A 26,107-nucleotide genomic window follows, 5' to 3' on the forward strand; every position below is an offset into this window, starting at 1 on the left:
AAGCATGAAGGCTGACATCCATCCAAAGTACAATTACGTTGTTTTCAACGACCTGGCATCGGGCGAGAAGTTCCTGACCCGTTCCACCGTTGGTAGCTCCAAGACCATCACCTGGGAGGACGGCAACGAGTACCCAGTCATCGACGTCGAAATCTCGGCCGCTTCGCACCCGTTCTACACCGGTAAGCAGCGCATCATGGACACCGCCGGCCGCGTCGAGCGCTTCAACGCTCGCTTCAAGGGCTTCGGCGGCAAGAAGTAGGTTTTACCTACCCCGCTTTGTGACTCACGGCGGGTGGTATGCGAAATTTTCGTATGCCACCCGCCGTGTGGTTTTAACGCCGATGTCAGCATGCAAAACAGCGGACTGAAGCCGATAGGATGAAGGTATGATGCACCACGGAGAATATAAGGTCGTTGGCGGAAAACTAGTTGTCGCGGATTTACGCAGCAGCGACGGAGTGATTACCGAAGCCTCGATCAATGGGGATTTCTTCTTGGAGCCAGATGAGGCGCTGCAAGACATCAACTATGCCTTGGTGGGACTGCCCACCACTGCCACTAGCGCAATGATCCGTGAGTCGGTCACCAACCATCTGCGCAGCGAAGCGGTGATGTTCGGTTTCGACGCCGACGCCGTCGCTCGGGTGGTTCGTCGCGCGCTGGGCCACGCCACCACCTGGTCCGACCACCAATGGCAGATCATCGCCCCACAACCCATCCCGATCACCGAGCAGGTGGCCCTGGACGAGGTGCTCGCTCGCGAGGTCGCGGCCGGAACCCGGCAGCCCACCATCCGTTTCTGGGACTGGGATGAGCGCGCGGTCGTCATCGGCTCCTTCCAGTCGCTAGCCAATGAGGTTGATATCGTCGCTGCTGAACGTCACGGCGTGCAGCTGGTGCGCCGCATCTCCGGTGGCGGAGCCATGTTTATGGAGGCTGGCAACTGCATCACCTATTCGTTGTACGCCCCCGAGTCGCTAGTTGACGGCATGAGCTTCGCCGACTCCTACCCCTTCCTCGACGCGTGGGTGATGGATGCGCTCAGCCGGATGGGAGTTCAGGCGCATTACAAGCCACTGAACGACATTGCCACCCCCGAAGGTAAAATCGGGGGAGCGGCGCAAAAGCGCTTGGCCCGCGGGGGAATGTTGCATCACGTGACCATGAGCTATGACATTGACGCTGAAAAAATGGTCGATGTGCTGCGGATTGGCCGCGAAAAAATCTCCGACAAGGGGATTGCTAGCGCGGTCAAGCGCGTGGACCCGCTCAAGCGCCAAACCCAGCTGGATCGTGGAGAAATCATCCGCATCATGATGGAAACCTTCACCGAACGCTACGCTGCCACCCCGGCCAGCATTGACGACTCGGTACGTGCCGCCGCGCGTGAACTCGCCGCTACCAAGTTCACCACCGAACAGTGGACCGCGCGCGTACCCTAAACCTGGTATCGTCCCCAGCTCAAAATCGTTCGAAAGTTTATTCGAAAACGGCTTCTCATTTCCCGCAATTCTTGGGATAATTGGATATGGGCATCAAAGAGGTTTTCCAAAGTGAAGACGACTTCAGTCGTCTACCTTTGATGCCTGACGGCACGCGGAAATTCATGGGCGACGCGGGACGGATCTGGGCCGGACATGCGGAACTAGAAATGCTGACTCGCAGCATCGAAGCTAAATGGGAAGAGATTACAGATCTCGATGTGCCCGGTTGGGCTGGGCCCGCTCTGGCCCGGATTCGTTCGATCAACCAGTTGCGTTCGATGCTCGATGCCCTAGAAGCGGTGACCTTAGCCGACGGGCTGGAACTGGCTATCCGTGGACCGCTAGTCCATGAGGTGGAGAATTTCGCGGACGATGTGATTCAGGTGCCTGCCGGGAGCACGTTACCGCAGTTCCTTGAAGAGCGCTGGCAGGTTTCACCAACTGACCATGACTTGGTGCGCTCCAACTACATCACCGAAGTCGCAGTAGCCAGTCGCATCACCACTGCCAAAGCTCGGCAGCGCCTCACTACCGCGTTGGGTCTGCGCGATCTATGCCCGGATACTTTCGACGAACTGAGCAAGGGCAATATCACCTCCAAGGCCGCCGCTACCATCGTCTCTCGGGCTCAGGACTTGCAGCCCGAGCAAATCGCCGAGCTGGAACAGCAGCTGCTGCCCGTTGCGCGACGTGGCGCTGATGATCAAGTGATGGACAAGAGCCGGCGAATCCGCCAAAAGCTACTTCCAGAAAACGTCAACGAGCGCCGGGAAAAGGCGGAGGAAACCCGTCAGATTACCTGCCGCCCGGAACCTAATGGCATGTCAAAAATCGAGTGGCTCCTCACCGCTGAAGACGCCCAGAGTGTGATGTCCACCGTGGATGCGCATGCTAAGGCCCACTTCGCAGACGACGAACGCTCAATGTCCCAGTTGCGTTCGGACATTATGCGAGACGCCCTGATCGACGGCTGGCCAGCAAAGCCTGGTCCCGGACACCGGGTGAAGCTGATCGTGACGATCCCGGCCGTTGAATTATTGACCGATCATGGCAAAGGACTGGCCGAACTTGAAGGGCATGGGCCGATTCCAATGGGCGTGGCTCTCAAATTGGCTGCCAAAGCACCCACCTTCGCCCGGGTTTTGACCGATCCGTGGGATGGTGCCCCTATGGATGTGGGTCGCAAACGTTACCGCCCCAGCCAGGCATTACGTGATTTCGTGGGATTGCGCGACGGCTATTGCACCTTCCCAGGGTGTCGTAGGGAGTCACGCACCTCCGAAGTAGACCACATCGAAGATTGGGCCCAAGGTGGGGAGACCAGCCGAAAGAACACTCGTGAACTTTGCCGCCAGCATCAATTATTCAAACATCTACTCGGCTGGCAGAGTGTGCACCGCAGTGACGGATCAATATTGTGGACCAGCCCCAACGGTGTGGTGAGCGAATCCTTGCCGCGGAGCGTGGCCACCGGACTATGCGCTTCCACGGACATGTCACGACTGGAGCACGGGCCACAGCAACCCCAGATAAAGCTGACCGCTGACGTTCGACGAGTCCTAGCGCTGGGTGACTATGGACCCAAGCCGAAGGTGCAATGGTTTACGCCGGCTGCGGACCAAAAAGTAGTCATTGGTTCGGCTCTGCAGCAACTGGACACCGGCTAGTCAAACTCGATCCACTCCAGTCATGCTTAAGCTGCTATTACCGACCGTGGTGGGCTTCCCGTCAATGTGCAAGAAGCCCACCAAGACCGAAAAACCTAAGCTCGTGCGGTCTGTCGTGATACTAACTGGGCCTCAAGACTACGCTGCAACTCGGCTTGTTCCTCCAACATAATGCGACGTAATGCCCGAGGCGCTGCATGATTCTCCTCCAGCCACGAGGTGACCGCGAACAGAGCAGGATTCTTCCGTGGTTCCTCCGACAGCTCTTGCGAGCGGGGGAATAATCCGCGGATGATCCGAGTGGAAAATTCCATACTCATGGATTCGAAGATACCGCTGATCTCTGACCAGTAGCGATCTTCAAAACCCGCCAAGAGCTCACGCGAGCCAAGGTTGAATCCCTCTGCGATGGAGCTCAGCGCATCGTTGGAAAGTGCACCGTGTTCATCTTGTGCGGTGAGAACTTCTTCAAAAGCTTGGGTCTTCACGGCTTGATCCGGACGGGCAGCAAGCGCAGTGCGCACCGACTTCTGGGCCGTGGCAGTCGGGTTTGCCTCTAGGGCCGCCTGCATCTTCGCAAGGTTCTGCTCATCGAGACCGCCGGTGGCAGCCACCGCGATCCAACTCAACCACAACAGCTGCTCATCAACCTGCACAGCAAAGGAATTAGGCTCAGAAGACAGGAAAGAGTTCACGGTCTGCAGGCCGACACCACTGCGAGCAAGGCGTGCCAAAGTACGTGCGGTGGTGGTTTGGTTGTCACTGCCGGCCGAGAGATCACCAAGCCACTGGACGAGGACCTCAGCGGCACGCTGACGTGTTGCTTGGCGTAATTCCGGAGCCAGGTAGCGGTTCAGGCTCAGCAGTAACTGATCCATCAGAACTGCGAACACACCCGCATCCGAGACGGTAGAACCATGGTCAAGCAAGGCCGCAACATAATGTTGGGCTGGCAAACTTCCGGCGCGTACTGCGTCCCAGAGTGAGGCCCAGCAGGTGGCGCGCGGCAGCGAATCCGTCAGGGACCCGAGGTGGGTCAGCAGAGTGGAAAGTGAACGCTCATCGAATTCAATGACCGCGTAGGTTTCATCCCCATCATTGGGTAGCAATAGATCCGGGGCTTGAGTGCCAACTAAGAAGTCCAGCGCAACGCTTTGTCCGCTCAGCTCCACGCGCTCGCTAAGTTCGCGCACCAGCTTTCCCTCGCGCAGTACATAACCGCCGATGCTCAGCACATGCGGACGGACGATGGGCTCCGCGGTGAGTGGGTCAGTACCGCGCTGCACCAAGCGGGCGGCAGTGATCACCTCTTGGTCATCGTATTCCAGCTCGATGCTCAGCCGGGGCACGCCGCTGGTCCGCAACCAGGCCTGAGCCCAAGCGCTCATATCCCGTCCGCTGGCAGCACCCAACGCTTCGAGGAAGTCATCTAGTGAGGTATTAGAGTATTCGTGCTTCACGAAGTAGGCCCGTGCCGCGTCGCGGAAGGCCTCAGCACCGACGAATGCGGCCAGCTGCTTGAGCACGCTGGCGCCCTTGGCGTAGGTTATGCCATCGAAGTTCTGATCTGCTGCCTGCAAGTCGGTGATATCGGCGACGATCGGGTGAGTGGTGGGCATTTGGTCCGCTACATAAGCCCAAGCTTTGCGGCGTGCGGCGAAAGTGGTCCACGCGGTTTTGAAATCGGTGCCTTCATCATTAGCTAGGGTACCGATGTAGTCGGCGAAGGACTCTTTGAGCCACAGATCATCCCACCACTTCATGGTGACCAAATCGCCGAACCACATATGCGCCATCTCATGCATGATGGTGTTGGCGCGTTGTTCGTGTTGTGCCTCGGTGGCATGCGAAGTAAACACGTAGCTTTCGGTGAAAGTCACCAAACCCGGGTTTTCCATCGCGCCTAAGTTGTACTCCGGGACGAAGGCCGAGTCGTATTTACCCCATGGGTAGGGGTAGTCAAACAGCTCGTGGAAGTAGTCGAGGCCCTGTTTGGTGACCTTGATCAGCTCCGCCGCATCAAAATCAGCAGCCAAGGTAGCCCGGCAGCTGAAGGCCATCGGAATGACCAGCTCGGAGCCATCCTTTTGCGGTAGCCGGTGCTCATCGCGCACTACGTGGTAGGGGCCGGCCAATACCGTGGTGATGTAGGTGGAAATCGGTAGGGTCGGGGCGAAGCTGACCGTTTTGGTTCCATCTTCGTGAATATTCTGCGACTCCGCGGCCTGGTTACTGGCCAGATGCCAAGACTCGGGGCCGCGCACGGTGAAGCGGAAGGAAGTCTTCAAATCTGGCTGTTCGAAACAAGCGTAGACGAGGCGGGCGTCGGCCGGCTCGAACTGAGTATAGAGGTAGGTTTGTTGGTCTTGTGGGTCCACATACCGGTGCATTCCCTCGCCACTTCGCGAATAGCGGGCACGCCCGGTCACGGTTACGACGTTAACCCCGGAAGTGTCCAGATCGCTTAAGTAGATCCGGCTATCGAGCACGGCCTTATCTACCGCGATCATCTGCCCATTGAGCTCAATCTCCTGGATTCCCGCGTGAATGAAATCGAGGAAAGTTTCGTTGTGCTTGGAGGTAAAACGCAGCGTCGTCTGCGAGAGGTAGGTCTCCTGCTCACTGTCGGTGGCGTCACTGACATCTAAGAAGATGTCGGCGGAATGCCAGGTGATATTTGCCTCGCGCCAAGCCGCTTCTTCGCGGGTGAGATTTTCATTCGGGGTATAGCGTTCTAGAGTCTCCACCCTCCCAGCTTAGCTATGAAACGTTTACTTTATAATCCTTTGGTCGATTTAATTCCTACTGAGAAGGGTGCTCTCTCTGATTTTGCTAAAAATACGGCTCAACTGCTGGTGGCTGGCGAGGCATGGGCGTACCCTGAAGCGAACAGTTATCCGCAGTTTCCGGCCAGTGCAAAGGAGCTTGCGAAGTCGCGAGTGCTCAGGTTCGATCACATTGGGATCACCGTGGCCGATTTAGCTCTAGTGACCGATTTCTTTACCCAACTTGGGCTGGAAATTGAAGGGCAGGTCTCGGGCTTAGTGGGCGAATTTTTGGATACCGTCTGTGGGCTGGAAGATGCGCGCACCAATATTGTCATGCTCAAACTGCCTGAAACCCAGCTAAGGATAGAACTGTCGAATTTCGAAAAACCGGCTCCCGGGCCCGTACCGCCTGCGGCAATGGCTAATGAGCTGGGCTTGCGGTCACTTGCCTTCGAAGTCGAGGACCTTGCCGAACTGGTGGCCAAACTCGACGCCCAAGGCTATGGGCTCGTTGGCGGCATCGGCGAATACCAACGAGAGTGGCGGATGGCCTATGTGCGCGGCCCGGAGGGAATTATCGTGGCGCTGGCACAGCGCCTGAGCGACTAAATCACCGCAATATGGCGATGCCCGGATCTAGCTGATGCTAGATCCGGGCAACATTTAGCCGGTGGGGCTAGACTTTGGACTTCTGCAAGGACTTTTCGCTCACTGGAGCTTGATCGCTGGCGCGCAGCTTACGGTAGTACTCCATTGCTTCGTCTTGACGTTCGCCCTCGATGCCGGTGGCGATCTCGGCACGCAGGTGCTCTTGAGTGTAGCCGAAGGCGTCGACCAGATCTTGGGCGTGTGGCCGCAGCCGAGCCAATAGGCGGTTGATGTATTCCGGCAGGGTGCGCGCACGCTGCATCGAGAGTCGGCCGTTGGCCTGGTACCAACCCAGATCCGCTTCGATCACGGTCAGCGCGAACACGTCACGCAGCCAGGTAAGCACCTCGCGAGTGTTCTCATCACTGACCTTCTCCACGGCCCGGGTGAAGGCTTCCCAGCGCAGCAGTTCGCCGTGGGCACGGGCTGCCTGAATGAGTAGATCCTGATTCTCGTTGAACTTCTTGGCAGTCTTGACCGGATCCTTCCCGGCGCTACGCAAGTTGCCGGCCACCTCGGCGACCATGGCATCAACCCGCTCGGCCAGCAGTTCCTTTTGGTTCTCTGGATCCTTGAAGAAGTTAGCGCTCTTGCGTTCATCGTTGACATCGGCAAAGGTCTGGGCGACGGTGCGAAGGCCGGTTCGGTCCAACGCGGTGGTGCCGACCTGTTTGGCCACATAGCGGGCCATCGCGCCGGTATCGAGCTTGCGGAATTCGGCGGCGTAGTCGGTGAGCAGTCGCTTACCCACCAACTGCAGCAGCACGTTGTTATCACCCTCGAAGGTGACATAGATGTCCAGGTCATCGCGTAGCTGGTTGAAGCGGTTCTTGGCCATATAACCCGAACCACCGCAGGCCTCGCGGGCCTCCTGCAGGGTGTCGAGCGCATCCCAGGTGCTCAGCGACTTCAGTGCTGCGGCCAGGGTTTCTAGGTCCTGTCGGTCCTCGTCGGTATCCTCGGCCCCGGAAAAGACCGCGTCGAACTTGGTAAGCAGTTCATCGTGAGCGAAGGACGCGGCGTAGGTGCGAGCCAGCTTGGGCAGCAGACGGCGCTGGTGGCGCTGATAGTCCAGAATGGTGGTTTCCTCGGTGTCCGAGGTGCTGGTGAACTGGCGGCGCTGGTTGGCATAGGTGATGGCGATCTGCAGGGCGATCTTGGAGGCACTGGTGGAAGCTCCATCCAGTGAGACGCGGCCCTGAACCAGGGTGCCGAGCATCGTGAAGAAGCGGCGACCCGGGGACGCGATGGGGGAGGAATAGCTACCGTCGGCGGCAACATCCCCGTAGCGGTTAAGCAGGTTGGTGCGTGGGACGCGGACGTTGCTGAAGTGCAGTCGGCCGTTATCGATGCCGTTTAGGCCGCCCTTGAGCCCATCATCTTCGCCGCCGATGCCTTCCAGGAAATTGCCCTCGGCATCGCGGATGGGCACGTAGAAGCAGTGCACCCCGTGATTCACACCCTTGGTGATCAGCTGGGCGAACACCGTGGCCGCAGTGCCGTGCAGTGCGGCGTTACCCAAGAATTCCTTCCAGGCAGCCTTGAACGGGGTGTGGATGATGAATTCCTCGGTGTTTTCATCGTATGTGGCGGTGGTGGCCACCGAGGCAACGTCCGATCCATGACCGATCTCGGTCATGGCGAAGGCGCCGGGGACCGAGAAGTCTAGAATGCCCGGCAACCACTTCTTGTGATGCTCCTCGGTGCCAAGGTGCAGTACGGCGCCCCCGAACAGACCCCACTGCACACCGGCTTTGATCTGGAGCGAGGGGTCTGCCGCCACCAGCTCCTCGAAGGCCGCGATCGAACCTCCATGGTTGTCGCTGCCGCCGAAGGCTTTAGGGAAGGCGAGCTGGACGGCGCCTTCCTCGGTGAGGGTGCGCAGCTGACCCAAGACCCGCTCGCGGTGTTCATCCATTCCCAAGGCTGGGTCGCGTTGGAGCTCGGGGCGAGCGGCACGAGCACGTGAGTGCTTGCGGATGTCCGACCATGGGCCCAAGAGCTGTTCGGAGAGGGCGGCGACATCAATACGGTTGTGATTCATGAGGGTCATTACCTTTCTGACGGCTTCAGGCGCCGAGTTTGGTGGAAGCAATTCCATGGGTCAGCCAGCTGCACAGGGCTTCGGCAAGTTCTTCTAAAGTAGGCCGGTGTTCATCGGCTGGCTGGCGTAGCCAGAGCTCGCCAGCGGCACGGACCATTCCTAAGGCGGCACGCGGCCACAGCGCCACGGCGCCGGAGTTCTGCTCAGAACCTTTTCTGGCATAGGCCCAGAGGCGTTCGGAAATCAGCAGGGTGATCTCATCGAAGAAGGCCCCCAGGACGCGGGTGGAGTCTTCCTCCACCGCATTCGGTGCGGTGAGTGCATCACTGCTTTGCGCGGTGACGAAGAAGTAGATATTGGGGCTGCTCTGTGCCAGCTGCAGATAGGCGGTAACCATTGCGTGTAGCGCACTTGATTCCGCTTCCTGAGCTTGACCGGCGGCGATTACTTGCTGCCGGAAGTCACCGATGACCACTTCACTGAGTGCTTGGCGCAACCCTTCTTTGTCGCCGAAGTACCGGTAGTAGACCGGTTTGCTGGTGTTGGCGTGGGCCGCAATGTCATCCATGGAGGCCTGCGGTCCCAGATGGTGGATGGCCTTGCGAGCCAAGGACAGCAATTCGAGCCGGCGTTCACTGCGGTGGCGTTCCCACCGTGCGGCGCGACCATCACCTGCCCCGTCGATTCCTGCTGAGATATTCTTCACGTTACTCACAGTATCATGTACTCTTGGTTATAGTAATACTTGTCACAGCCTCTAATTCAGGAGTCAATTCATGACCAGCCCTTCCATCCGCCAGGCCGTAGTGATTGGCGGAAACCGTATTCCCTTTGCTCGCTCCAATACCAAGTACGCCAATGCGTCGAACCAAGACATGTTCACCGCCGCACTGGAAGGCCTTGTGGCCCGCTTCGGTTTGCAAGGAGAACGTATCGGTGCGGTCTCCGGCGGTGCAGTGCTCAAGCATTCCAAGGATTTCAACCTGATTCGTGAATCGGTGCTGGGTAGTTCGCTGGATCCAGCTACCCCGGCCTATGACGTGCAGATGGCTTGCGCTACTGGAATGGAAGCCATCGGTTCGCTGGCCAACAAAATCAAGCTGGGTCAGCTGGACTCGGCCATCGGCGGAGGCGTGGATACCACCAGTGACGCCCCCATCGCGGTATCCGAGGGGCTGCGTCAGGTGCTACTGGAATTGGCTCGTTCCCGCACCACCAAGGCCAAGCTCAGCGCGCTAGCCAAGTTGCGCCCGGCACATCTGGCTCCGAATGCTCCGGGAACCGGCGAACCACGCACCGGACTATCCATGGGAGAGCATCAAGCCAAGACCACCAAGCAGTGGGGGATTACCCGCCAGGCACAGGATGAATTGGCCTTGGCCAGTCACCAAAATCTCGCCGCCGCCTATGAGCGGGGATTCTTCGACGACCTGATGACCAGCTTCAACGGGCTCAGCCGGGACAATAACCTGCGTGCGGAATCCACTTTGGAGAAGCTCGGCAGCCTCAAACCCGCCTTCGGTAAGGCACTGGGCGAGGAAGCCACCATGACCGCCGGTAACTCCACCCCGCTGACCGACGGGGCTTCCACCGTGCTGCTGGGCAGCGAAGAATTCGCCGAAGCACACGGACTGCCAATGCTGGCGAACTTCGTGGACTTCGAGGCGGCCGCGGTGGACTTTGTGCATGGCGCCGAGGGGCTACTGATGGCCCCGGCCTATGCGGTGGCTCGATTGCTCAAACGCAATAACCTCTCTTTGCAAGACTTTGACTTCTACGAGATCCACGAAGCCTTTGCCGGCACCGTGCTGGCCACCTTGAAGGCCTGGGAAGATGAGGAGTTCTGCCGGGAGAAGCTCGGATTGGAACAGCCGCTGGGCTCGATCGATCGCAGCAAACTCAACGTCAACGGCTCATCCTTGGCGGCCGGGCACCCCTTCGCCGCCACCGGAGGCCGGATCGTGGCCTCGCTGGCGAAGATGCTGCACGAAAAGGGGAGCGGCCGGGGACTTATCTCGGTGTGTGCCGCCGGCGGACAGGGTGTCGTAGCGATTCTGGAGGCACGAAACTAATGGCAGATAAGTATTTTGAACTGGTTAATTCCGGCTTTACCGCGACCTTAGCCAAAAAGTTAGGGCTTCCGCGTCCGGCTCGACTGCGCCGTTGGGATGCCAGCGCTGACCTAGTGCCGGGCCCCTTGCTGGTGCTGGGATCCTCGGCACACGGTCAGCAACTGAGCGACACCTTGATGAGTTGGGGGGTGGATGTGCGCCGCAACGACGCCGGAAGCGCCAAGCTAGGCGGCATTATTCTACTGCTCGATGAACTGGAACATCCAGAACAGCTCTCACCCCTGATGCTCAGGGCGGGTAAGGCGTTGCGGCAGCTACTACCCGGCGGGCGCGTCGTCTCAATTTCCCGCCCGGCCCTAGCAACCGATGCGCCAGCAGTGGCGGCGGTGCGCCAAGGAATTGATGGGGCGCTGCGTTCGCTGGGACGCGAACTGCGTGGAGGCGCCATAGCCAATGGTATTTTGCTCAGTGGACCCGCACAGGCCGATAGCCCCAGCGTTCTGTCGGCCATGCACTTCTTCCTTTCCGGGCGTAGCGCCTATGTGGATGGGCAATTTGTTCAAGTCAGTGGGCATGAGGGCGAGTTGCCGCAGAGCTTTGCGAAACCGCTTGAAGGCAAGGTAGTGGTGGTCACCGGCGCTGCCCGCGGAATCGGCGCCGCGATTGCCAAAACCATGGCGCGCGATGGGGCGAAACTGATCGTGGTGGATATGCCGGCCGCGTCGGATGCGCTGAGCAAAGTGGCCAACCAGGTCTCCGGGACGGCGCTGCAATTGGATGTCACCGCAACGGATGCTGGCGAACGGATCATCGAGCATGCCCGCAGCCGTTATGGGACGCTGGACCTGGTGATCCATAACGCCGGAATTACCCGGGATAAGTTGCTGGCCAATATGGATGCGGCACGCTGGGATTCGGTGATTGCCGTCAATATTGCGTCGCAGCTACGGATGAACGAGCAATTATTGGCCGCGGGCCTACCCGGATTACGGGTCGTTTCCTTGGCTTCGACTTCCGGTATTGCCGGAAACCGCGGGCAAACCAACTATGCTGCCTCCAAGGGCGGAGTAATTGGCATGGTTCGGGCCAGCGCCGCAGACTTCGCCGCCAAGGGTGGCACCATCAACGCGGTAGCTCCCGGGTTTATCGAAACTGAAATGACGGCAAAGATTCCACTGGGGACCCGGACCGTCGCCCGGATGGTGCTGCCATCGCTGATGCAAGGCGGGTTGCCGTTGGACGTGGCCGAAGCCATCGGATTCCTCGCGTGGGATGCCTCAGCGGGGATTAACGGTCAAACACTGCGCGTTTGCGGGCAATCCCTGGTAGGTGCCTAATGAACGCCGAAATTGTGAACCAGCTACCGACCATGGCTCAGGTTTATGCCAAGGCGGTGAAAACCCTGCGCCGCAAGGGCAAGAATCCGGTTCTGCCCGAACGCACGTTGGTGTACCGGCAGGCCAGTGCCGATGCCCAGAAGCTCGCCGAATTCCGCCGTGCTGTGGGTGCTGGCATGAACGGGCAATTGCCCAGTCTCTATGTGCACAGCCTCGCTTTCCCCTTGGCGATGTCCCTGATGGTGCGTGATGATTTCCCGCTGCCGCTGCTGGGAATGATTCACCTGACCAATGAGGTTACCGTCAATCGGCCGTTGGGGGAGCAGGAGAGCTTCGACATTGAAGTAAGTGCCGAGAAGCTGCGCGCTCATCGCAAGGGTGTCACCTGTGATTTAGTGGTGCGGATCCTCACCGACGGGAAGCAACGGATGCAGCTGCGTTCCACCTTCCTGTCCACTGCGGCCACCATGGACGGCCCCAAGCCAGCCAAGGAAGAGCATGAAGAGTTTGTCCCCGGTCTGCCGACCGCGCAGTGGCGGCTCTCGGCCGACACCGGCCGAGTATGGGCGGCGGTGGCCGGGGATTACAACCCGATTCACCTGAGCAAACTTTCGGCGAAGGCGTTGGGGATGCCTAAGGCCATCGCTCATGGGATCTATCTGGCAGCACGCGCCCTAGCCGGGATTGAACCGGTGGGCGTGGGCTATGAGTGGGAGATTAAGTTCATGAGCCCGGTGACCTTACCGGCCACGGTGCATCTGCAGTTTGAGGCCGAGGACGATGAGTTCGAGGTGATTGCCTGGAACCCGCGCAAGCTCAAGCCACATTTCGAACTTGAGCTAGAGCTCTTGGACTAATTCGGCAAGAAGTTGCCCGGTGGTAGGGGATTGCGGTCCTGGCGAGCTAGCCGATAGCTGGCCAGGGCCTCCACCGCGGCCCGCTCCCAGGTGAACTTTGCACTGTGTTCCAAAGCCGCGTGGCCAGCCCGCGAAATCAGCCCGGGATTACGGGCGAGTTTCACCAACTGCTCCGCCCAGATTTCCGCATCCGGTTGCGGCATCAGCCACCCGGACTGCTGGTCGTGCACGGCATAATTCAACCCGCCCACCTGATTGGCGATGACCGGTGTTCCGCAGGCTTGGGCCTCTGCGGCAACCAGACCGAAGGTTTCAGACAGCGAAGGCACGGCCACCACATCGGCATTGGCGAAGACCGTAGCCAACCCTTCGGGACTGAGCGGGGCATGGAAGGTCACTTGCTCTGCCAGTCCGGCCGCCGCCACCATGGCCGGCAGATCATAATCAGCCGCCCCGGAAAGCGCCCCGTAGAGATCCGCCGTGATTTTTAGTTCGGGGCGGCTGCGGAGCGCCTGGCCGATCGCTGCAATCAGCAGATGCGCGCCCTTGAGTTTTTGCATCCGCCCGGCATAAACGACATGCAAGTCATCGGAGCCCTCCGGACGACGGAGTTTATCTTGCGTGGGATGGAAGATGCGGTGATCAACCCCGGGCAACACCACATCGAGTTTCGTCGACGCGAGAGCGTAGAACCTAGTCAACTGCCTCGCTTCAACCGGGGTGTTGGCGATCACGCGTGTTGCCGCGGCCAGGAGAGTCTTTTCCGAGTGCTTGCGAAGCACCGGCTCGGCAATTCCCGATTCGTATTCCTTAGCCGCTGCGGAGGTATGCATCGAAAGCACCAGCGGAACCTGCCAGGTTTGAGCTAGGTGTAGCCCCAGCATGCCCGATAGCCAATAGTGCGCGTGGATGACATCAAATGTGAACTCGGCCAGATGTTGCGCGGCGGCGGTTACGGCTTCGGGAATGATGCCCGGTAGTTGCTCCTTGCTCAGCGCCTGCCCGGGCGCGGCTTGCAGATAGTGGATCCAGACATTTTCCCGCACCTCTTCGGTACGCGTTAGCTCGGCGGTTCGGGTGACCAGATGAACCTGATGTCCCAACGCCCCGAGCGCAAACGCCAGATTCTTCACGTACACGTTCATGCCGCCGGCATCCCCAGCACCGGGTTGCTCTAGGGGTGAGGTATGCAAACAGAGCATGGCAATACGCATTCAGTGGTCCTACCGGATCGATAAAGGGGGCTAGAACGATGGTATCAAGCAGCCTGCCAAGCGAAGCCTAGACAGTATGCGGCGACGCTCAGCTTGCTCCGGGGTGCAGGATCACCAGCATGATGCCCACGGCCGCGCCGGCGTTGCCCAACATGCGAAGCACATTCCAGCGATTCCACGGACCCTGAAATAGTCTTCGGGCGCGGCGTGCCTCCCATGGTGCGACGATGCGGCGTTGGGCCAAGAGGCGATTGAGCGGGAAGTTGATCATCGTGCTGATCAGCGTGCTCGCCACCGAGAGCGCACTGCCAAGTACCACTGGCCAACTTTGCGACCAATCATGGAATAACCCCACCGCCGTGATGACCGAAAGTGCCGGGCTCAGCAGGAACAGCGTGAGGAACCCCGGGTTCACTATTGCCGCATTAATTTTGCGGAAAGTATTCACATACTCGGTGTCACTCAGGGTTTTGAATCCCGGGGCGATGGCGCACACGAAGGACGCGTAAATACCAGCGAGCATGGCATTACCCAGCACGCTCAGCACCACCGCCACCTGAAGCCATAGTTGTTCCATCACTCACCTGCCGTGAGTTAATCTTCGCATTAGACTTCGCGGCGGGGATAGGGCGCCGTACCGAAGACCGGTCAAGTGTGAGTCAAGTTGGCGATTAAGCAGTGCGAGCCGGTAGGGGACGGAAGATTCCGTTCACTACCGGCTCGGCACAGAGCGGTGGCTTTACCAGCCCCAGTCCTCATCTGCGGTGGCTTCGGCCTTACCAATGATGTAGGACGATCCGGAACCGGAGAAGAAGTCGTGGTTCTCATCCGAACCCGGGTTCAGCGAAGCCAAGATGGCAGGGGAGACGTTGGTGACCTCGGCCGGGAACATCGCCTCATAGCCCAGGTTCATCAAGGCCTTGTTAGCGTTGTAGTGCAGGAACTTGATCACGTCTTCGGCCCAACCGATGTCATCGTACAGATCGTGGGTGTACTTCACTTCATTTTCGTACAGTTCGAACAAGAGCTCGAAAGTGAAGTTCTTCAGCTCCTCGCGCTCGGCGGTCGAGAGCTGGTTGTGGTCCATCGAACGCTGGAACTTCAGGCCGATGTAATAGCCATGGATGGCTTCATCGCGGATGATCAGACGGATCAGGTCGGCGCTGTTGGTCAGCTTCGACATGGTCGACCAGCGGAGCGGGGTGTAGAAGCCGGAGTAGAACAAGAACGATTCCAGCATGGTGGAAGCGATCTTCTTCTTGTATGGGTCTTTTCCGTCGTAGTAGGAACGGACGATGTTGCCCTTGTTCTGCAGTTCGCGGTTCTCGTTGCTCCAGCGGAAGACTTCGTCGATTTCTCGGGTGGAAGCCAGCGTGGAGAAGATCGAGGAGTAGCTCTTGGCGTGCACCGATTCCATGAAGGCAAAGTTGGTGTAGACCGCTTCCTCATGCGGAGTGAGCGCATCGGGGATCAGCGAGACGGCGCCCACGGTGCCCTGCAGGGTGTCCAGGTAAGTCAGACCAGTAAACACGCGCATGGTCATCAATTTCTCGGCGTCACTGAGCGTGGCCCAAGACTGAATGTCGTTGGACAGTGGAATCTTTTCCGGAAGCCAGAAGTTCGCGGTCACCCGGTTCCAGATTTCGACGTCTTTCTCGTCTTCGATCCGGTTCCAGTTAATGGCCTTGATGGGGGTGGTGGAAACGTTCACTGGCTACTCTCCCTACACTTTCACTGCTCAGCTCTACCCAGACTGCGCTCAATATCGGTTCAGTAGGCGCTGAGTCGAAGCCTGAAAGCGCGCAAGGTGGTGCTTTTGCTGGGTGCGATATTGAGAAGTATCTTTTGGCTGACGACGGGCCATGGTGGCGCCGCGCGGACCAGCCTTAACGCTAGCATCTTAACGGTATTTTTTCTTCCTCCGCGCGCGCTCTGAAGTAAGCGTGTCAAGTGGATAACTTGCTCTTGACAAGGTTGTTTCCACATTATTGCGTGATTTCGCTGGGTGGCGATGCAATGGTCACACTCCCGATGTGCCGTATCGGAAAATCCGCGTGCTAGCAAGCGGAATTAGCGCGGTCGGGCAGCTCTAACCGTGGAGTTCGCGATAAGTTTGTGCGGCCGCCGGATGCAAAGGTTGGCCGGCAGTGGCGACGAGGTTATCGAGGCTGAGGAACTGGATACCAGCGCTGGTGTTCGGGATGAGTTCACCGGCATGTTGAACCAAGACCCGTACCGTGTCTGAGACCAGCTGATCGGGCAAATCAGTGCGCCCGATCAGAAGGTTTGAAACCCCGAGGGTGTGAATGCTGGGCATGCCATGGTAGGTGTCCTGCGGCACGACCACCCGATCGTAGAGTCCTGGGTATTTGGCCCGCAAGGCGGGAATCAACGAACTGAGATCTAGCAGCCGTAGCGGGGTCTGTACATTTGCTTGGGCAATGGCGTGAATCGCGATTCCACCAGAAATCATCATGGCATCGATCCGACGAGAGGTCAGTGCCCGAAGTCCAGCATTTAACCCGAGCTGATACTCGATCGCGCCCTGCCCGGGTTCTTTCAGCCCGGCCGTGTCCAACAGGCGCTGGCCGGTCAGCCAGGTGCCGGCCCCTTTGGCGCCAGCCCCCAGAGGCTTGCCGCGTAGGTCAGCAACCTGATAGATCGGATCCTCAGCGCGCACCAGTAGATGGAAGTAATTTTGATAGACCCGACCCAAGGCGCTGATTTGACCCTCGGCGATCGCGGGGGAGACTGCCACACTGTCGGCCAAGGCCAGGCCCAGTTGTGCCTCTCCCCGAAGTAACAGCTCGATATTCTCGGTGCTCGCTTGGGTCACCAGTGGTTCGGCCGCATCAGCCACCCGGTATCTGACCAGAGCTTGGGCCAAAAGCACCGCGAACTCGTGATACAGCCCGCCTTGTTCGCCTCCGGCAACCCGGACTAAGGCAGCTGCCGGTGGGCGTTGACAACCGGCGAGCGCACCGGTCAAAGCTCCGCCGAGCAGACCGAGAGAGGAAAGACGTAAAACGCTGCGCCGCGACAGCTCACGAGGTTGAGAAGTCATGATCCCTCCGCTGAGTTTCGTTGCTGCACCGTGGGAAAACGTAGCGTGGCCCGCAAGCCACCGCCGGAGGCATTCTCAATCTCTAGGGTTCCACCATTGGCTTCGGCCAGTCGCCCCACAATTGCTAACCCCAAGCCGCTACCTTCAATTTGTTGTTGATTCTCACCGCGCCAAAAACGCATGCCAGCCCGAACTAAGTCGGCAGGATTGAGTCCTGGCCCGTGATCGCGGACGCTGATAGTTACCGCTGTAGCAGCAGTGCTCAGCTGAAGGTCGATGGCCGAACCCTGCCCGTACTTTAGCGCGTTGGTCAGTAATTCACCGATCATTTGCGAAAGCTCAAAACCATTACAGCGGATGCGCAGATCCTCGCGCGCATCATTGAGCAGACGTAATTCGGTGTTGGACTCGTGGGCTTGTGGCTTGATTCGATCCAGTTCCTCACTGAGTACCTCCAGCGGGTCAATTCCCGAATCGTTAATGCTGGGGGTGTCACCGCGGGCCAGAGCGGCACGTTCCGAGGCGCGGTGCTCGGCGCTGGCCAAACGCAAAACCGAAGCTAGGAGGCGTTCCACGGCAAAGAGTTCGGCCTCCACCGCCTGGATGGCCTGGGGCTGCGTTTCGCCCAGTTTGAGTTTGAGCAGATCAACACGAAGTCGCAGGGCAGCAATCGGATTGCGTAGTTGATGCGAGGTTTCGGCAATCAGCTCGCGTTGCGCACCCAAGCTTTCGGTCACTACCGCGGACATCGCCGAAAAAGAGCGTTGGAGTTGCCGAAGTTCCGGGGGACCGTCCTCGGCCACGCGCTTCGGTGTCCCGGTATGTGTGAACTCCTGAACCGCGAGATTCAGCCGGTGTAGCGGGCGAATCACCCAAGAAGTGACCCACCACGCCAGCGACACCAACACCACAGTGGCAACCAGGGCGATCCCCACGATCACCAGCCATCCGGACAGCACCCGATCACGGGTGGCTGCCGGATTGACTTCGAGGATGACTGCACCGAGGACCTGACTGGAGTTACCGAAGGGGCGGGCCAGTAATTCGGTTCCGCTCGCAAAGGGGTTGACGGTCGGCAAATCCGTATCCGCCAAATTCAACCCCGTATTGTGCAAGGCCTCGGACACCCGTGGCTGCTGCGGATCAAGCCCACCGCTGGAAAAGACCTCGTGGCCCACCCGCACAACTACCCCTTCGGAAAAGAGATCCGAGTAGCTTTGCATTTCGGTGAGCAGGTGATCAGGATCTTCTTGAGCCTCAGCCTCCATGGCCAGTTGCACAAAACGGTTCAGCGAGTCCAGCCGGCTGAACTGTAAATCTTGGGTGGCGCTGCGGCTTACCGACTGCATGAGCACCACGCAGCAAACGGCTACCAACACCGCCAGCAGCGCGCCAAGCACCCCGAGCACGCGGAGCCTCACGAGTCGGTGACTTCCAGACGATATCCCACACCGCGAACGTTCACGATCAGTCCCGGGCTAGCTAACTTGGCCCGAAGCCCGGTCAGGTGCACATCTAGGGAACGAGAAACCGCCAAAAAAGCATCGCCCCAGAGTGTGTCTAGGATCTGCTCCCTTGTCACCACGGTTCCGGCGTGCTGCGCTAACAGGGTAAGCAGATCGAATTCCTTTGCGGTCAGACGTAGTTCGTGTCCGTTGAGCCGGGCCGCGCGCCCCTCGATGTCGATAGTCAGCCCTCCGGCAACAATGGAGCGCGCCGTGGCCGAATCCTTGGGCATCCGCCGAGCCACGGTTTCGATCCGCGCTAACAGCTCAACTAAACGGATCGGTTTCACCAGATAGTCATCCGCCCCCAGCCGCAATCCACGCACCACGCTGCGCTCATCGTCCCGGGCAGTGAGGATCAGCACCGGGATCTGGGTGACCTGCCGCAGTTTACGCAGCAACTCCAAGCCGTCCATATCCGGTAGCCCCAAGTCCAGCAGGATCATCCCGGCCTGGCGGTGACGCAACAGGGCATCGGCTCCGCGTCCCACGCGGGTTGGCCGATGGCCGACCGCTTGCACCGCATCGATCAGCGCGGCGGCTACCGCGTCGTCGTCCTCGACGATGAGCAGATCCATACAGTGCAGTGTCCTTTGTCCAAATATCTGGTGGGTCCGGTGGCCTACCGGTCGGTTATAAGGCTACCGGGTAAAACCTAAGGAAGTGTTAGGACTTTGCTTTGGCGTTGGCTGTGGGCTGTGGCACGCCTAGATTGGTAGCTGAGAAATGTGAATTCGTGACGTGTCTCCCACTTCCGCCAATTCACTAGGCAGCCGCTGAGCGAGGACTAATCGCCGCTTTGCTGCTTGATCAATCACGCAACTTGAAGGACAGATATTCGCATGGCTGAAAATACGCCTCCAGTAGTTCCGGAAGGGGCCCGCGAGACCGGGATCGATTCCGCCAGCCCGCCCAAGTGGAAAATCGTTGGCCCGGGCCTGGTGGTTGCGGCCACTGGTGTGGGTGCCGCCGATATGGTCGCCACCCTCGTGGCCGGTAGCCAGTACGGTTACGCACTGCTCTGGGCGGTGGTTCTCGGTGTCATCCTGAAGATCGTGCTGGTTGAAGGCGCCGGACGTTACACGCTGGCCACCGGCAAGACGATCTTCCAGGGGTGGCGTTCGCTGGGTAAGTGGACCACCTGGTACTTCGGGCCGTACATCATGATCTGGGGCTTCGTCTACGGTGCGACCGCCATGAGCTCGGCCGCGATGCCGCTGGCCGCGCTTTTCCCGGCCCTCGATCTGAAAATCTGGGCCGTGCTGATGGGCTTGGCTGGCTTCGCGATGATCTGGTTCGGCAAGTACGCGTTCTTTGAGAAGATCACCGCAGTCTTTGTGGGCATCATGTTCGTCACCGTGGTGGGTCTGGCGTTTATTGCCGCCCCGAACATTGGTGAACTGTTCACCGGTCTGATCCCCATGATCCCGGAAGGCGGCGTGGTGTACACGCTGGCTCTGGCCGGCGGCGTCGGCGGTACCATCACCTTGGCTGCCTACGGGTACTGGCTGCGTGAAAAGGGTTGGTACACCCCCAAGTGGATGCGCGTGATGCGCATCGATAACTCGATGGCTTATGTGGTTACCGGTATTTTCGTGATCGCGATGCTGATCGTGGGTGCCGAAGTGGTTCGTGCCGCCGGGATTTCGCTCTCCGCTGGCGATGCCGGGCTGCTGGAACTGGGAGATGTGCTTAAGCAGAAGTATGGCGAGGTGATTGGCACCGGTTTCTTGGTGGGCTTCTGGGCGGCTTCCTTCTCCTCCATCATTGGTGTGTGGAACGGTGTCTCGCTGATGTTCGCAGACTTCTGGGGCAATATGCGTGGCAAGGAATCTGGTCACCCTGACACCCGCGTGGGCGGCAAATACTTCCGTTTCTATGTCATCTGGCTGACCTTCCCACCGATGGTGCTGTTCCTGATGGATCGCCCGATCGCGCTGATCCTGGCCTACGGTGTTCTGGGCTCGCTGTTCATGCCATTCCTGGCGCTGACACTGTTGGGGCTGCTCAACGGCAAGCGCATCCCGAAGGAATGGAGCAATAAGCTGCACACCAATATCGCGCTGGGAATTACGGCGTTACTCTTCCTCGCCTTGGGTGTCAATGAACTGGTCAAGGCCGTGAGACCGCTCTTTGGTGGTTAGCGGCTAGCTACTAGGACCTAAGTTCACGGGCTGGTGATCGCATTCGCGATTACCAGCCCGTGAGGTCTTTAAAGCGCAGCCAGCCCGGGGGTGTCGGGCTGAGTAGGGTTAAGCTGTGCACGAAGCGCAGTGAAAAACTATTCCAGGGTGGAGTCGGAGATGAACGAAGAGACCGAAGCATCAACTACAGCCATCGACCGTATCGGAATTTTAGGTGCGGGCCGTGCCGGTACCGCCCTCGCGCGGGTAGCCGCGGCAGAAAGCATTCAGGTGCAAATTGCTGCCTCGCGTCCGCCGCGGATGCTGAAATACCATCTGCTGCAATATGCGCCGCAAGCTACCGCCGTGGAGCCCGCGCAGATCGCGCAGAATGTGGACCTAGTGGTGCTGATGGTGCCGCAGGAAGAACTCGATGACGTTGACCCGGAGAGCCTTGCAGGCGTGACGCTGGTTGATGCAACCAATCGCTGGGTAGCCGAACAATTGCCCGAGTGGTTCGAGAAGGCCCTAGCCCGCGGAGCCAGTAGTTCCGAGGCGCTCGCGCAGCGTTTTACGGCCAGCCGGGTAGTCAAAGCACTGAATCATATTAGCCATTGGGATATGGACTCCTTTGGTCGGCGTAGCGCCACACCCCGCCGGGCCTTGGCTGTCGCTTCGGATCACCCGGTCGACGCCCAGCGAGTGGCCGCGCTGATTGAGCGGCTAGGCTACGATCCGGTCGTGCTGAATTCCTTGGCGGACGGCGTAGCACTGGAGCCTGACGGGCAGATCTTCAACCAGCAGCTGGGGGCAGATCAACTGCGCGCAACACTGATGCGGGACGCGCCAGAACCGAAATGATTGTGATCCTCGCCACCGATCAGCGGTTTTGTGGGTCGATTTCACCTACTCAGAGCCGCTTTAGCCGCAAGATTCCGGGAAAAATCAGTAAGGGTGACGCGAATTGGAAAAGGACTTAAACTGGTGCTAGAGTTTTACTTCGTTGCCAGCGATACTTCGCAGACAACAAACAACCTGCGCGGGTGGCGGAATAGGTAGACGCGCTAGCTTGAGGTGCTAGTCCTCGAATAGAGGGTAGGGGTTCAAGTCCCCTTTCGCGCACGCAGGAACCCCCGATTGACTACGGTCTTTCGGGGGTTTGCTTTTTCCCTGATGAGAGCAACAGTAAAAATACTCTGCTGTGGTGCCCGGCCGAGCGACTGCTTGCAACCGCGGCTTCGACGCCGCAACCGATCCGGGAACTCTTGACTCTTTCCATGTCACTCGGGTATCTAGGGCAAGCTGAACCCGCAGGTACGGGGCCGGTTCTGATCGTGTCGTAGGCTGTTCGTTGCGCGGCAAGGGCACTAGGGTTAGCTGTGCGGGAGCTTGCGAATTTCCGCCCCGACAAGCCAACCATCATTGGGAAGGAACCACGCCTCGATGCCGACACCACAAGCAATTGAACTCATGGAATCCGAGGCGGTTGAATTCTGCCGCAAGCTCATCCAGATCGATACCACTAACTATGGCGGAAATAAGGGTGCGGGGGAGCGGGAAGCGGCCGACTACGTTGCCAGCCTGTTAGAAGAGGTCGGTTTAGAAACCAAAATCTACGAATCAGCTCCGGGGCGGGCGAATGTGGTCACCCGGCTAGCCGGGTCAGATAGCACTCTGTCAGCCTTGGTGGTGCACGGACACCTTGATGTGGTGCCGGCCATCGCCGAGGAGTGGAGCGTGGATCCTTTCGGCGCCGAAATCATCGATGGGATGATCTGGGGCCGGGGCGCGGTGGACATGAAGAACATGGACGCGATGATTATCGCCGCGGTGCGGCATCTGCGGCGCGAAAACATTGTCCCGCCCCGCGATCTGATAATCGCATTCTTTGCCGACGAGGAAGCCGGTGGCGAATACGGAGCCGGCTGGATGGTGGAACATCATCCCGAGCTCTTTGCCGGGGCCGGCGAGGCAATCAGTGAGGTGGGCGGGTTCTCGGTAGATATCAATGGGCGGCGAGCCTACATGCTGCAGACCGCGGAGAAGGGCATCGCCTGGATGAAGCTCACCGCTGACGCCGTAGCGGGTCACGGTTCGCAGATCAGCCCAGAGAACGCGGTGACCCGGCTGGCAGCCGCGGTGGCTCGCATCGGTGAACATGAATGGCCGCTGTCTTATACCAAGACCACCCGCTCGCTGATGGAAGAGATGGCCGAGCTGATGGGAATGGAGTTCGACGAAGAGAACCCGCAGCCGATTCTGGATGCCATGGGCACCGTGTCCCGATTCGTCGGGGCCACCTTGCAGAACACCTCAAACCCCACGGCTTTGCAGGCCGGGTACAAACACAATGTGATTCCAGCTCAGGCTGAGGCTCTGATCGACTGCCGCACGCTCCCAGAGGAACACGAGCAGGCCATTGCCAAGATCCGGGAACTGGCCGGGGAGCATGTGGAACTGTCGATGGTGCATGAACAGCAGTCCTTAGAAGCTCCATTCTCCGGCTCGCTGGTGGATCAGATGGTGGATTCGCTGGTGCACGAGGATCCCGAGGCGTTGGTGCTGCCTTATATGCTTTCCGGTGGTACGGATAACAAGTGGCTGGCCACCTTGGGGATCACAGGGTACGGTTTCGCCCCCTTGCAGCTGCCGGCCGAATTGGACTTCACCGGGATGTTCCACGGGGTAGATGAGCGAGTTCCGGTGGACTCCATCAAGTTCGGGGTGCGTGTGCTTGAAAACCTGCTACGCAACTACTAAGGCTGGAACATGCAGATTAACGATGTGCTCGATGCACAATTGCTGGAAACCTTCCGCGCCCGGGCAGCCGAATACGATGCGCAGAACACCTTCTGCACCGAAGACTTCAACGATCTGGTAGATCGGGGTTATCTCAAAGCCTTGCTCCCGGTGAACGCGGGTGGTTTTGGCTGGGATGTGCGCACCCTCGCCTTGGCCCAGCGTCGGCTAGCCACCGCAGCGCCAGCTACCGCCCTCGCGGTGAATATGCACCATGTATGGGCCACGGTGGCGCAAATACTTGAGCGCCGCTCGGATACCCGGCTGCAACTGGTCAACGAGTGGATTGCCGCCGGTGAGGTGCTGGCCTTCGGGATTAGCGAACCAGGTAATGACGCGGTGCTCTTTGACTCGAACACTACTGCGGAAGAACAACCCGATGGTTCGGTGAAATACACCGGGCTGAAGATCTTCACCTCCCTGTCCCCGGCATTCACCCGTTTGGGTGTGTTCGGGAAAAACGCCGATGAGCAGCTGGTGCACGGATTCGTCGCAGCCGGTGACACGGTGCGCTCCGGACAGGACTGGAACACCTTAGGGATGCGGGCCAGCCAATCGCACAGCACCACGCTGGACGGGGCGATTGCCCCAGCAACGTGGGTGCATACCCGCCTGCCCGTGGGACCGAATGCGGACCCGCTGATCTTTGCGATCTTTGCGGCGTTTCTGAGCCTCACCGCCAGCGTGTATGTGGGGATGGCCGAACGTGGCCTGCAGCTGGCCAGCGAGGCGATGCAGCAGCGCAAGCATCAGGACGGTACCGGCTACACCCAGGATGTGCGTGCCAGATCCCTGCTGGCCGATGCCGGGATGCGCGTGATTATGCTCGACGCCCTGCAGCAGCAAGTCACCGGGGACCTGGATCAGCTGGTGGATCACGGCGCGGCCTGGTTCCCGAAGCTAGTGACCCTGCGTACCCACGCCGGGGATATGGCACGGGAGAACATTTCGGTGGCCGGACAGCTATTAGGCGGCGCCGGATACTTCCGCGGCAGCGAATTCGAGCGACTCTACCGGGATGTCCAGGCCAGCTGGTATCACCCTTCGAACGCGGCCTCCGCGGCAAATACCGTCGCGTCTTGGTTAGTAGGTCCGCTGCAGGACTGAATCCTGCAAAGTGCCGGTGACCCGCATTACCCGTCGGCGCAACCAATATTTGGACCCGCCACCCTCATAACGGCAAGTGCGCACCAGTTCCCACTTCCCGTTATCGGCGTGCTCTTTCAGCGCCGAGCGGGCCAGGTGCTTAGGTTCGCCGGGAAAGACCGTGAGGACCAAATACTCGAAGCGGTCGTCGTCCGGTGCGAACAGTGGTGCCTTGATCAGCTGATGGTGCATGTTGCCCCCCTACCTTTTCCTTGACTGCGGTTGTAGCGTAAGGGCATGAGCATCGACCCCCAATACGCCTTGCAGGTCCTGATCGTCCGGCTGGAAAACCACCTCGAAGCGGTCTCCCAAAGCCGTGGCGCCAGTGACGCTGCGGTGGACGCCGCCTTCGGATCCTTGGCCGATGCCTTCGAAGCCTATGACGATGCCATTTATGACAAGTATGGAGAACTCTTGCCGTTTTCGATACCCGGCGACGATGAGTGACTACAACCACGGGCGGATTTAACCTAGACAACGCGTTTTTGATTCCGCAATGCTCGACGCAGTGAAGTAATGTCGAGGGGTGAATTGGTTTGAAGCAGCTTTCTTAGGATTGATTCAGGGACTCACCGAGTTCCTGCCCATTTCCTCATCGGCCCACCTGCGAATTGTGGGCGAAATTTTGCCCAATGCCCAGGATCCCGGTGCGGCTTTTACCGCCATCACCCAGTTGGGTACCGAAACCGCGGTGGTGCTGTTCTTCTGGCGGGACATCGTACGTATTGTCGGTGCGTGGTGTAAGGCGATTGTGGGCAAACTCCCGCATTCTGACCCCGACGCCAAAATGGGTTGGCTGATCATTCTTGGATCGCTACCCATCGGCGTGCTGGGCCTGCTGCTGGAAGACTATATTGACAGTAACTTCCGTTCGCTGTGGGTGGTTGCCACCATGCTGGTGGTTTTCGGCCTGATCCTGGCCGCAGCCGACCACTACGGCAAACAGGTCCGTCCGCTGGAGAAGCTTACCTTCAAGCACGGCATTCTCTATGGTTTTGCCCAAGCCATGGCCCTGATTCCCGGGGTGTCGCGCTCCGGCGGAACCATCACCGCGGGCCTGCTGATGGGTTACACCCGTGAAGCTGCGGCACGCTACTCCTTCTTGTTGGCCATCCCCGCGGTCTACCTTTCCGGGGTGTACAAGCTGATCAAATCTTTCTCAGAACCCATGGTGTACTCCATGGCGCAGACCGGTGTGGCCACCGCGGTGGCCTTCGTGGTGGGTTTCCTCATCGTGGGCTGGTTCCTTAAGTTTGTTTCCTCGCATTCCTACCGACTCTTCGTCTGGTACCGCATCGGATTGGGTCTAGTGATCTTTGTCCTGCTGGGAGCCGGTGTCATCAACGCCTAGTCCGGGAATAAAACCCCCACCTGTG

The 26,107-nt window shown here is 59.1% G+C and carries 23 protein-coding genes and 1 tRNA gene; 14 read left to right on the plus strand and 10 right to left on the minus strand.

Features of this window, described 5'->3' with window-relative positions:
- Positions 1 to 4 precede the first annotated feature (4 nt).
- The 3 genes from ACQQZ8_RS07660 to ACQQZ8_RS07670 all read left to right on the plus strand — a co-directional run bounded on the left by ACQQZ8_RS07660 (position 5) and on the right by ACQQZ8_RS07670 (position 3,154).
- Positions 5 to 262, plus strand: a complete 258-nt coding sequence (locus ACQQZ8_RS07660) for a type B 50S ribosomal protein L31 (protein ID WP_138173919.1) — start codon at positions 5 to 7, stop codon at positions 260 to 262.
- Between the two features lie 127 nt (positions 263 to 389).
- On the plus strand, positions 390 to 1,445 hold the full coding sequence (locus ACQQZ8_RS07665; RefSeq protein WP_431712069.1) for a lipoate--protein ligase family protein: 1,056 nt from the start codon (positions 390 to 392) through the stop codon (positions 1,443 to 1,445).
- 86 nt (positions 1,446 to 1,531) lie between these two features.
- Positions 1,532 to 3,154: a DUF222 domain-containing protein gene (locus tag ACQQZ8_RS07670; RefSeq protein WP_431712070.1), complete on the plus strand. Its 1,623-nt coding sequence runs from the start codon at positions 1,532 to 1,534 to the stop codon at positions 3,152 to 3,154.
- Between the two features lie 95 nt (positions 3,155 to 3,249).
- Here ACQQZ8_RS07670 and pepN read toward each other — a convergent pair whose 3' ends face one another.
- Entirely contained in the window at positions 3,250 to 5,901 is a 2,652-nt protein-coding gene (gene pepN / locus ACQQZ8_RS07675) for an aminopeptidase N (RefSeq protein WP_431712071.1), read from the minus strand.
- Between the two features lie 15 nt (positions 5,902 to 5,916).
- On the opposite strand from pepN, the gene ACQQZ8_RS07680 reads away from it, so the two are divergent.
- Positions 5,917 to 6,531 carry a VOC family protein gene (locus ACQQZ8_RS07680; RefSeq protein WP_431712072.1) on the plus strand — a complete coding sequence of 205 codons (615 nt, stop codon included), beginning with the start codon at positions 5,917 to 5,919 and terminating at the stop codon, positions 6,529 to 6,531.
- A 67-nt stretch (positions 6,532 to 6,598) separates the two neighbouring features.
- On the opposite strand, the gene ACQQZ8_RS07685 is transcribed toward ACQQZ8_RS07680, so the two are convergent.
- Both ACQQZ8_RS07685 and ACQQZ8_RS07690 read right to left on the minus strand, forming a co-directional pair.
- Positions 6,599 to 8,614, minus strand: coding sequence for an acyl-CoA dehydrogenase (locus tag ACQQZ8_RS07685; RefSeq protein ID WP_431712073.1), 2,016 nt, complete (start codon positions 8,612 to 8,614; stop codon positions 6,599 to 6,601).
- Positions 8,615 to 8,639: 25 nt separating this feature from the next.
- A complete protein-coding gene (locus tag ACQQZ8_RS07690) occupies positions 8,640 to 9,320 on the minus strand; it encodes a TetR/AcrR family transcriptional regulator (protein WP_431712074.1) in 681 nt (226 codons plus the stop codon).
- 70 nt (positions 9,321 to 9,390) lie between these two features.
- Between ACQQZ8_RS07690 and ACQQZ8_RS07695 the strand changes: the two genes are divergently transcribed.
- The 3 genes from ACQQZ8_RS07695 to ACQQZ8_RS07705 are packed head-to-tail and all read left to right on the plus strand — an operon-like array spanning position 9,391 to position 12,880.
- The gene (locus ACQQZ8_RS07695) at positions 9,391 to 10,686 is read left to right on the plus strand and encodes an acetyl-CoA C-acetyltransferase (protein WP_431712075.1); all 1,296 of its coding nucleotides are present in this window, start codon (positions 9,391 to 9,393) and stop codon (positions 10,684 to 10,686) included.
- The gene (locus ACQQZ8_RS07700; RefSeq protein ID WP_431712076.1) at positions 10,686 to 12,023 is read left to right on the plus strand and encodes a 3-oxoacyl-ACP reductase; all 1,338 of its coding nucleotides are present in this window, start codon (positions 10,686 to 10,688) and stop codon (positions 12,021 to 12,023) included. Before ACQQZ8_RS07695 ends, ACQQZ8_RS07700 begins: the two co-directional genes overlap by 1 nt.
- Positions 12,023 to 12,880 (plus strand): MaoC family dehydratase, encoded by an 858-nt coding sequence (locus ACQQZ8_RS07705; RefSeq protein ID WP_431712077.1) that lies wholly within the window; start codon positions 12,023 to 12,025, stop codon positions 12,878 to 12,880. Before ACQQZ8_RS07700 ends, ACQQZ8_RS07705 begins: the two co-directional genes overlap by 1 nt.
- Here ACQQZ8_RS07705 and ACQQZ8_RS07710 read toward each other — a convergent pair.
- The 6 genes from ACQQZ8_RS07710 to ACQQZ8_RS07735 all read right to left on the minus strand — a co-directional run bounded on the left by ACQQZ8_RS07710 (position 12,877) and on the right by ACQQZ8_RS07735 (position 19,241).
- On the minus strand, positions 12,877 to 14,094 hold the full coding sequence (locus ACQQZ8_RS07710; protein WP_431712078.1) for a glycosyltransferase: 1,218 nt from the start codon (positions 14,092 to 14,094) through the stop codon (positions 12,877 to 12,879). The two genes, ACQQZ8_RS07705 and ACQQZ8_RS07710, sit on opposite strands and share 4 nt — an antisense overlap.
- An 88-nt stretch (positions 14,095 to 14,182) precedes the next feature.
- Positions 14,183 to 14,671: a DUF1772 domain-containing protein gene (locus ACQQZ8_RS07715; protein WP_431712079.1), complete on the minus strand. Its 489-nt coding sequence runs from the start codon at positions 14,669 to 14,671 to the stop codon at positions 14,183 to 14,185.
- 162 nt (positions 14,672 to 14,833) lie between these two features.
- Positions 14,834 to 15,805, minus strand: coding sequence for a class 1b ribonucleoside-diphosphate reductase subunit beta (nrdF, locus tag ACQQZ8_RS07720; protein WP_431712080.1), 972 nt, complete (start codon positions 15,803 to 15,805; stop codon positions 14,834 to 14,836).
- A 378-nt stretch (positions 15,806 to 16,183) separates the two neighbouring features.
- Positions 16,184 to 17,158: a TAXI family TRAP transporter solute-binding subunit gene (locus ACQQZ8_RS07725; RefSeq protein WP_431712081.1), complete on the minus strand. Its 975-nt coding sequence runs from the start codon at positions 17,156 to 17,158 to the stop codon at positions 16,184 to 16,186.
- Positions 17,155 to 18,579, minus strand: coding sequence for a sensor histidine kinase (locus tag ACQQZ8_RS07730; RefSeq protein WP_431712082.1), 1,425 nt, complete (start codon positions 18,577 to 18,579; stop codon positions 17,155 to 17,157). The genes ACQQZ8_RS07725 and ACQQZ8_RS07730 overlap by 4 nt, the downstream gene beginning before the upstream one ends.
- Positions 18,576 to 19,241: a response regulator transcription factor gene (locus tag ACQQZ8_RS07735; protein ID WP_431712083.1), complete on the minus strand. Its 666-nt coding sequence runs from the start codon at positions 19,239 to 19,241 to the stop codon at positions 18,576 to 18,578. The genes ACQQZ8_RS07730 and ACQQZ8_RS07735 overlap by 4 nt, the downstream gene beginning before the upstream one ends.
- Before the next feature lie 264 nt (positions 19,242 to 19,505).
- On the opposite strand from ACQQZ8_RS07735, the gene ACQQZ8_RS07740 reads away from it, so the two are divergent.
- The 5 genes from ACQQZ8_RS07740 (at position 19,506) to ACQQZ8_RS07760 (ending at position 24,692) form a co-directional block, all read left to right on the plus strand.
- Entirely contained in the window at positions 19,506 to 20,807 is a 1,302-nt protein-coding gene (locus tag ACQQZ8_RS07740; RefSeq protein WP_431712084.1) for an Nramp family divalent metal transporter, read from the plus strand.
- A gap of 159 nt (positions 20,808 to 20,966) precedes the next feature.
- A complete protein-coding gene (locus tag ACQQZ8_RS07745) occupies positions 20,967 to 21,647 on the plus strand; it encodes an NADPH-dependent F420 reductase (protein ID WP_431712085.1) in 681 nt (226 codons plus the stop codon).
- A 176-nt stretch (positions 21,648 to 21,823) separates the two neighbouring features.
- A tRNA-Leu gene (locus tag ACQQZ8_RS07750) sits at positions 21,824 to 21,908 on the plus strand.
- Between the two features lie 321 nt (positions 21,909 to 22,229).
- Positions 22,230 to 23,546 carry a M20/M25/M40 family metallo-hydrolase gene (locus ACQQZ8_RS07755; protein ID WP_431712086.1) on the plus strand — a complete coding sequence of 439 codons (1,317 nt, stop codon included), beginning with the start codon at positions 22,230 to 22,232 and terminating at the stop codon, positions 23,544 to 23,546.
- A 9-nt stretch (positions 23,547 to 23,555) separates the two neighbouring features.
- Complete coding sequence (locus tag ACQQZ8_RS07760; protein WP_431712087.1) at positions 23,556 to 24,692, plus strand: acyl-CoA dehydrogenase family protein; 1,137 nt, start codon at positions 23,556 to 23,558, stop codon at positions 24,690 to 24,692.
- Here ACQQZ8_RS07760 and ACQQZ8_RS07765 read toward each other — a convergent pair.
- Positions 24,669 to 24,923 carry a DUF5703 family protein gene (locus ACQQZ8_RS07765; RefSeq protein ID WP_431712088.1) on the minus strand — a complete coding sequence of 85 codons (255 nt, stop codon included), beginning with the start codon at positions 24,921 to 24,923 and terminating at the stop codon, positions 24,669 to 24,671. The genes ACQQZ8_RS07760 and ACQQZ8_RS07765 overlap by 24 nt on opposite strands.
- 45 nt (positions 24,924 to 24,968) lie before the next feature.
- On the opposite strand from ACQQZ8_RS07765, the gene ACQQZ8_RS07770 reads away from it, so the two are divergent.
- Complete coding sequence (locus ACQQZ8_RS07770) at positions 24,969 to 25,178, plus strand: hypothetical protein (RefSeq protein WP_431712089.1); 210 nt, start codon at positions 24,969 to 24,971, stop codon at positions 25,176 to 25,178.
- Between the two features lie 79 nt (positions 25,179 to 25,257).
- Positions 25,258 to 26,082, plus strand: a complete 825-nt coding sequence (locus tag ACQQZ8_RS07775) for an undecaprenyl-diphosphate phosphatase (protein WP_431712090.1) — start codon at positions 25,258 to 25,260, stop codon at positions 26,080 to 26,082.
- Positions 26,083 to 26,107 lie beyond the last annotated feature (25 nt).

Source organism: Glutamicibacter uratoxydans (assembly GCF_050753455.1).
Lineage (GTDB): Bacteria > Actinomycetota > Actinomycetes > Actinomycetales > Micrococcaceae > Glutamicibacter > Glutamicibacter uratoxydans_A.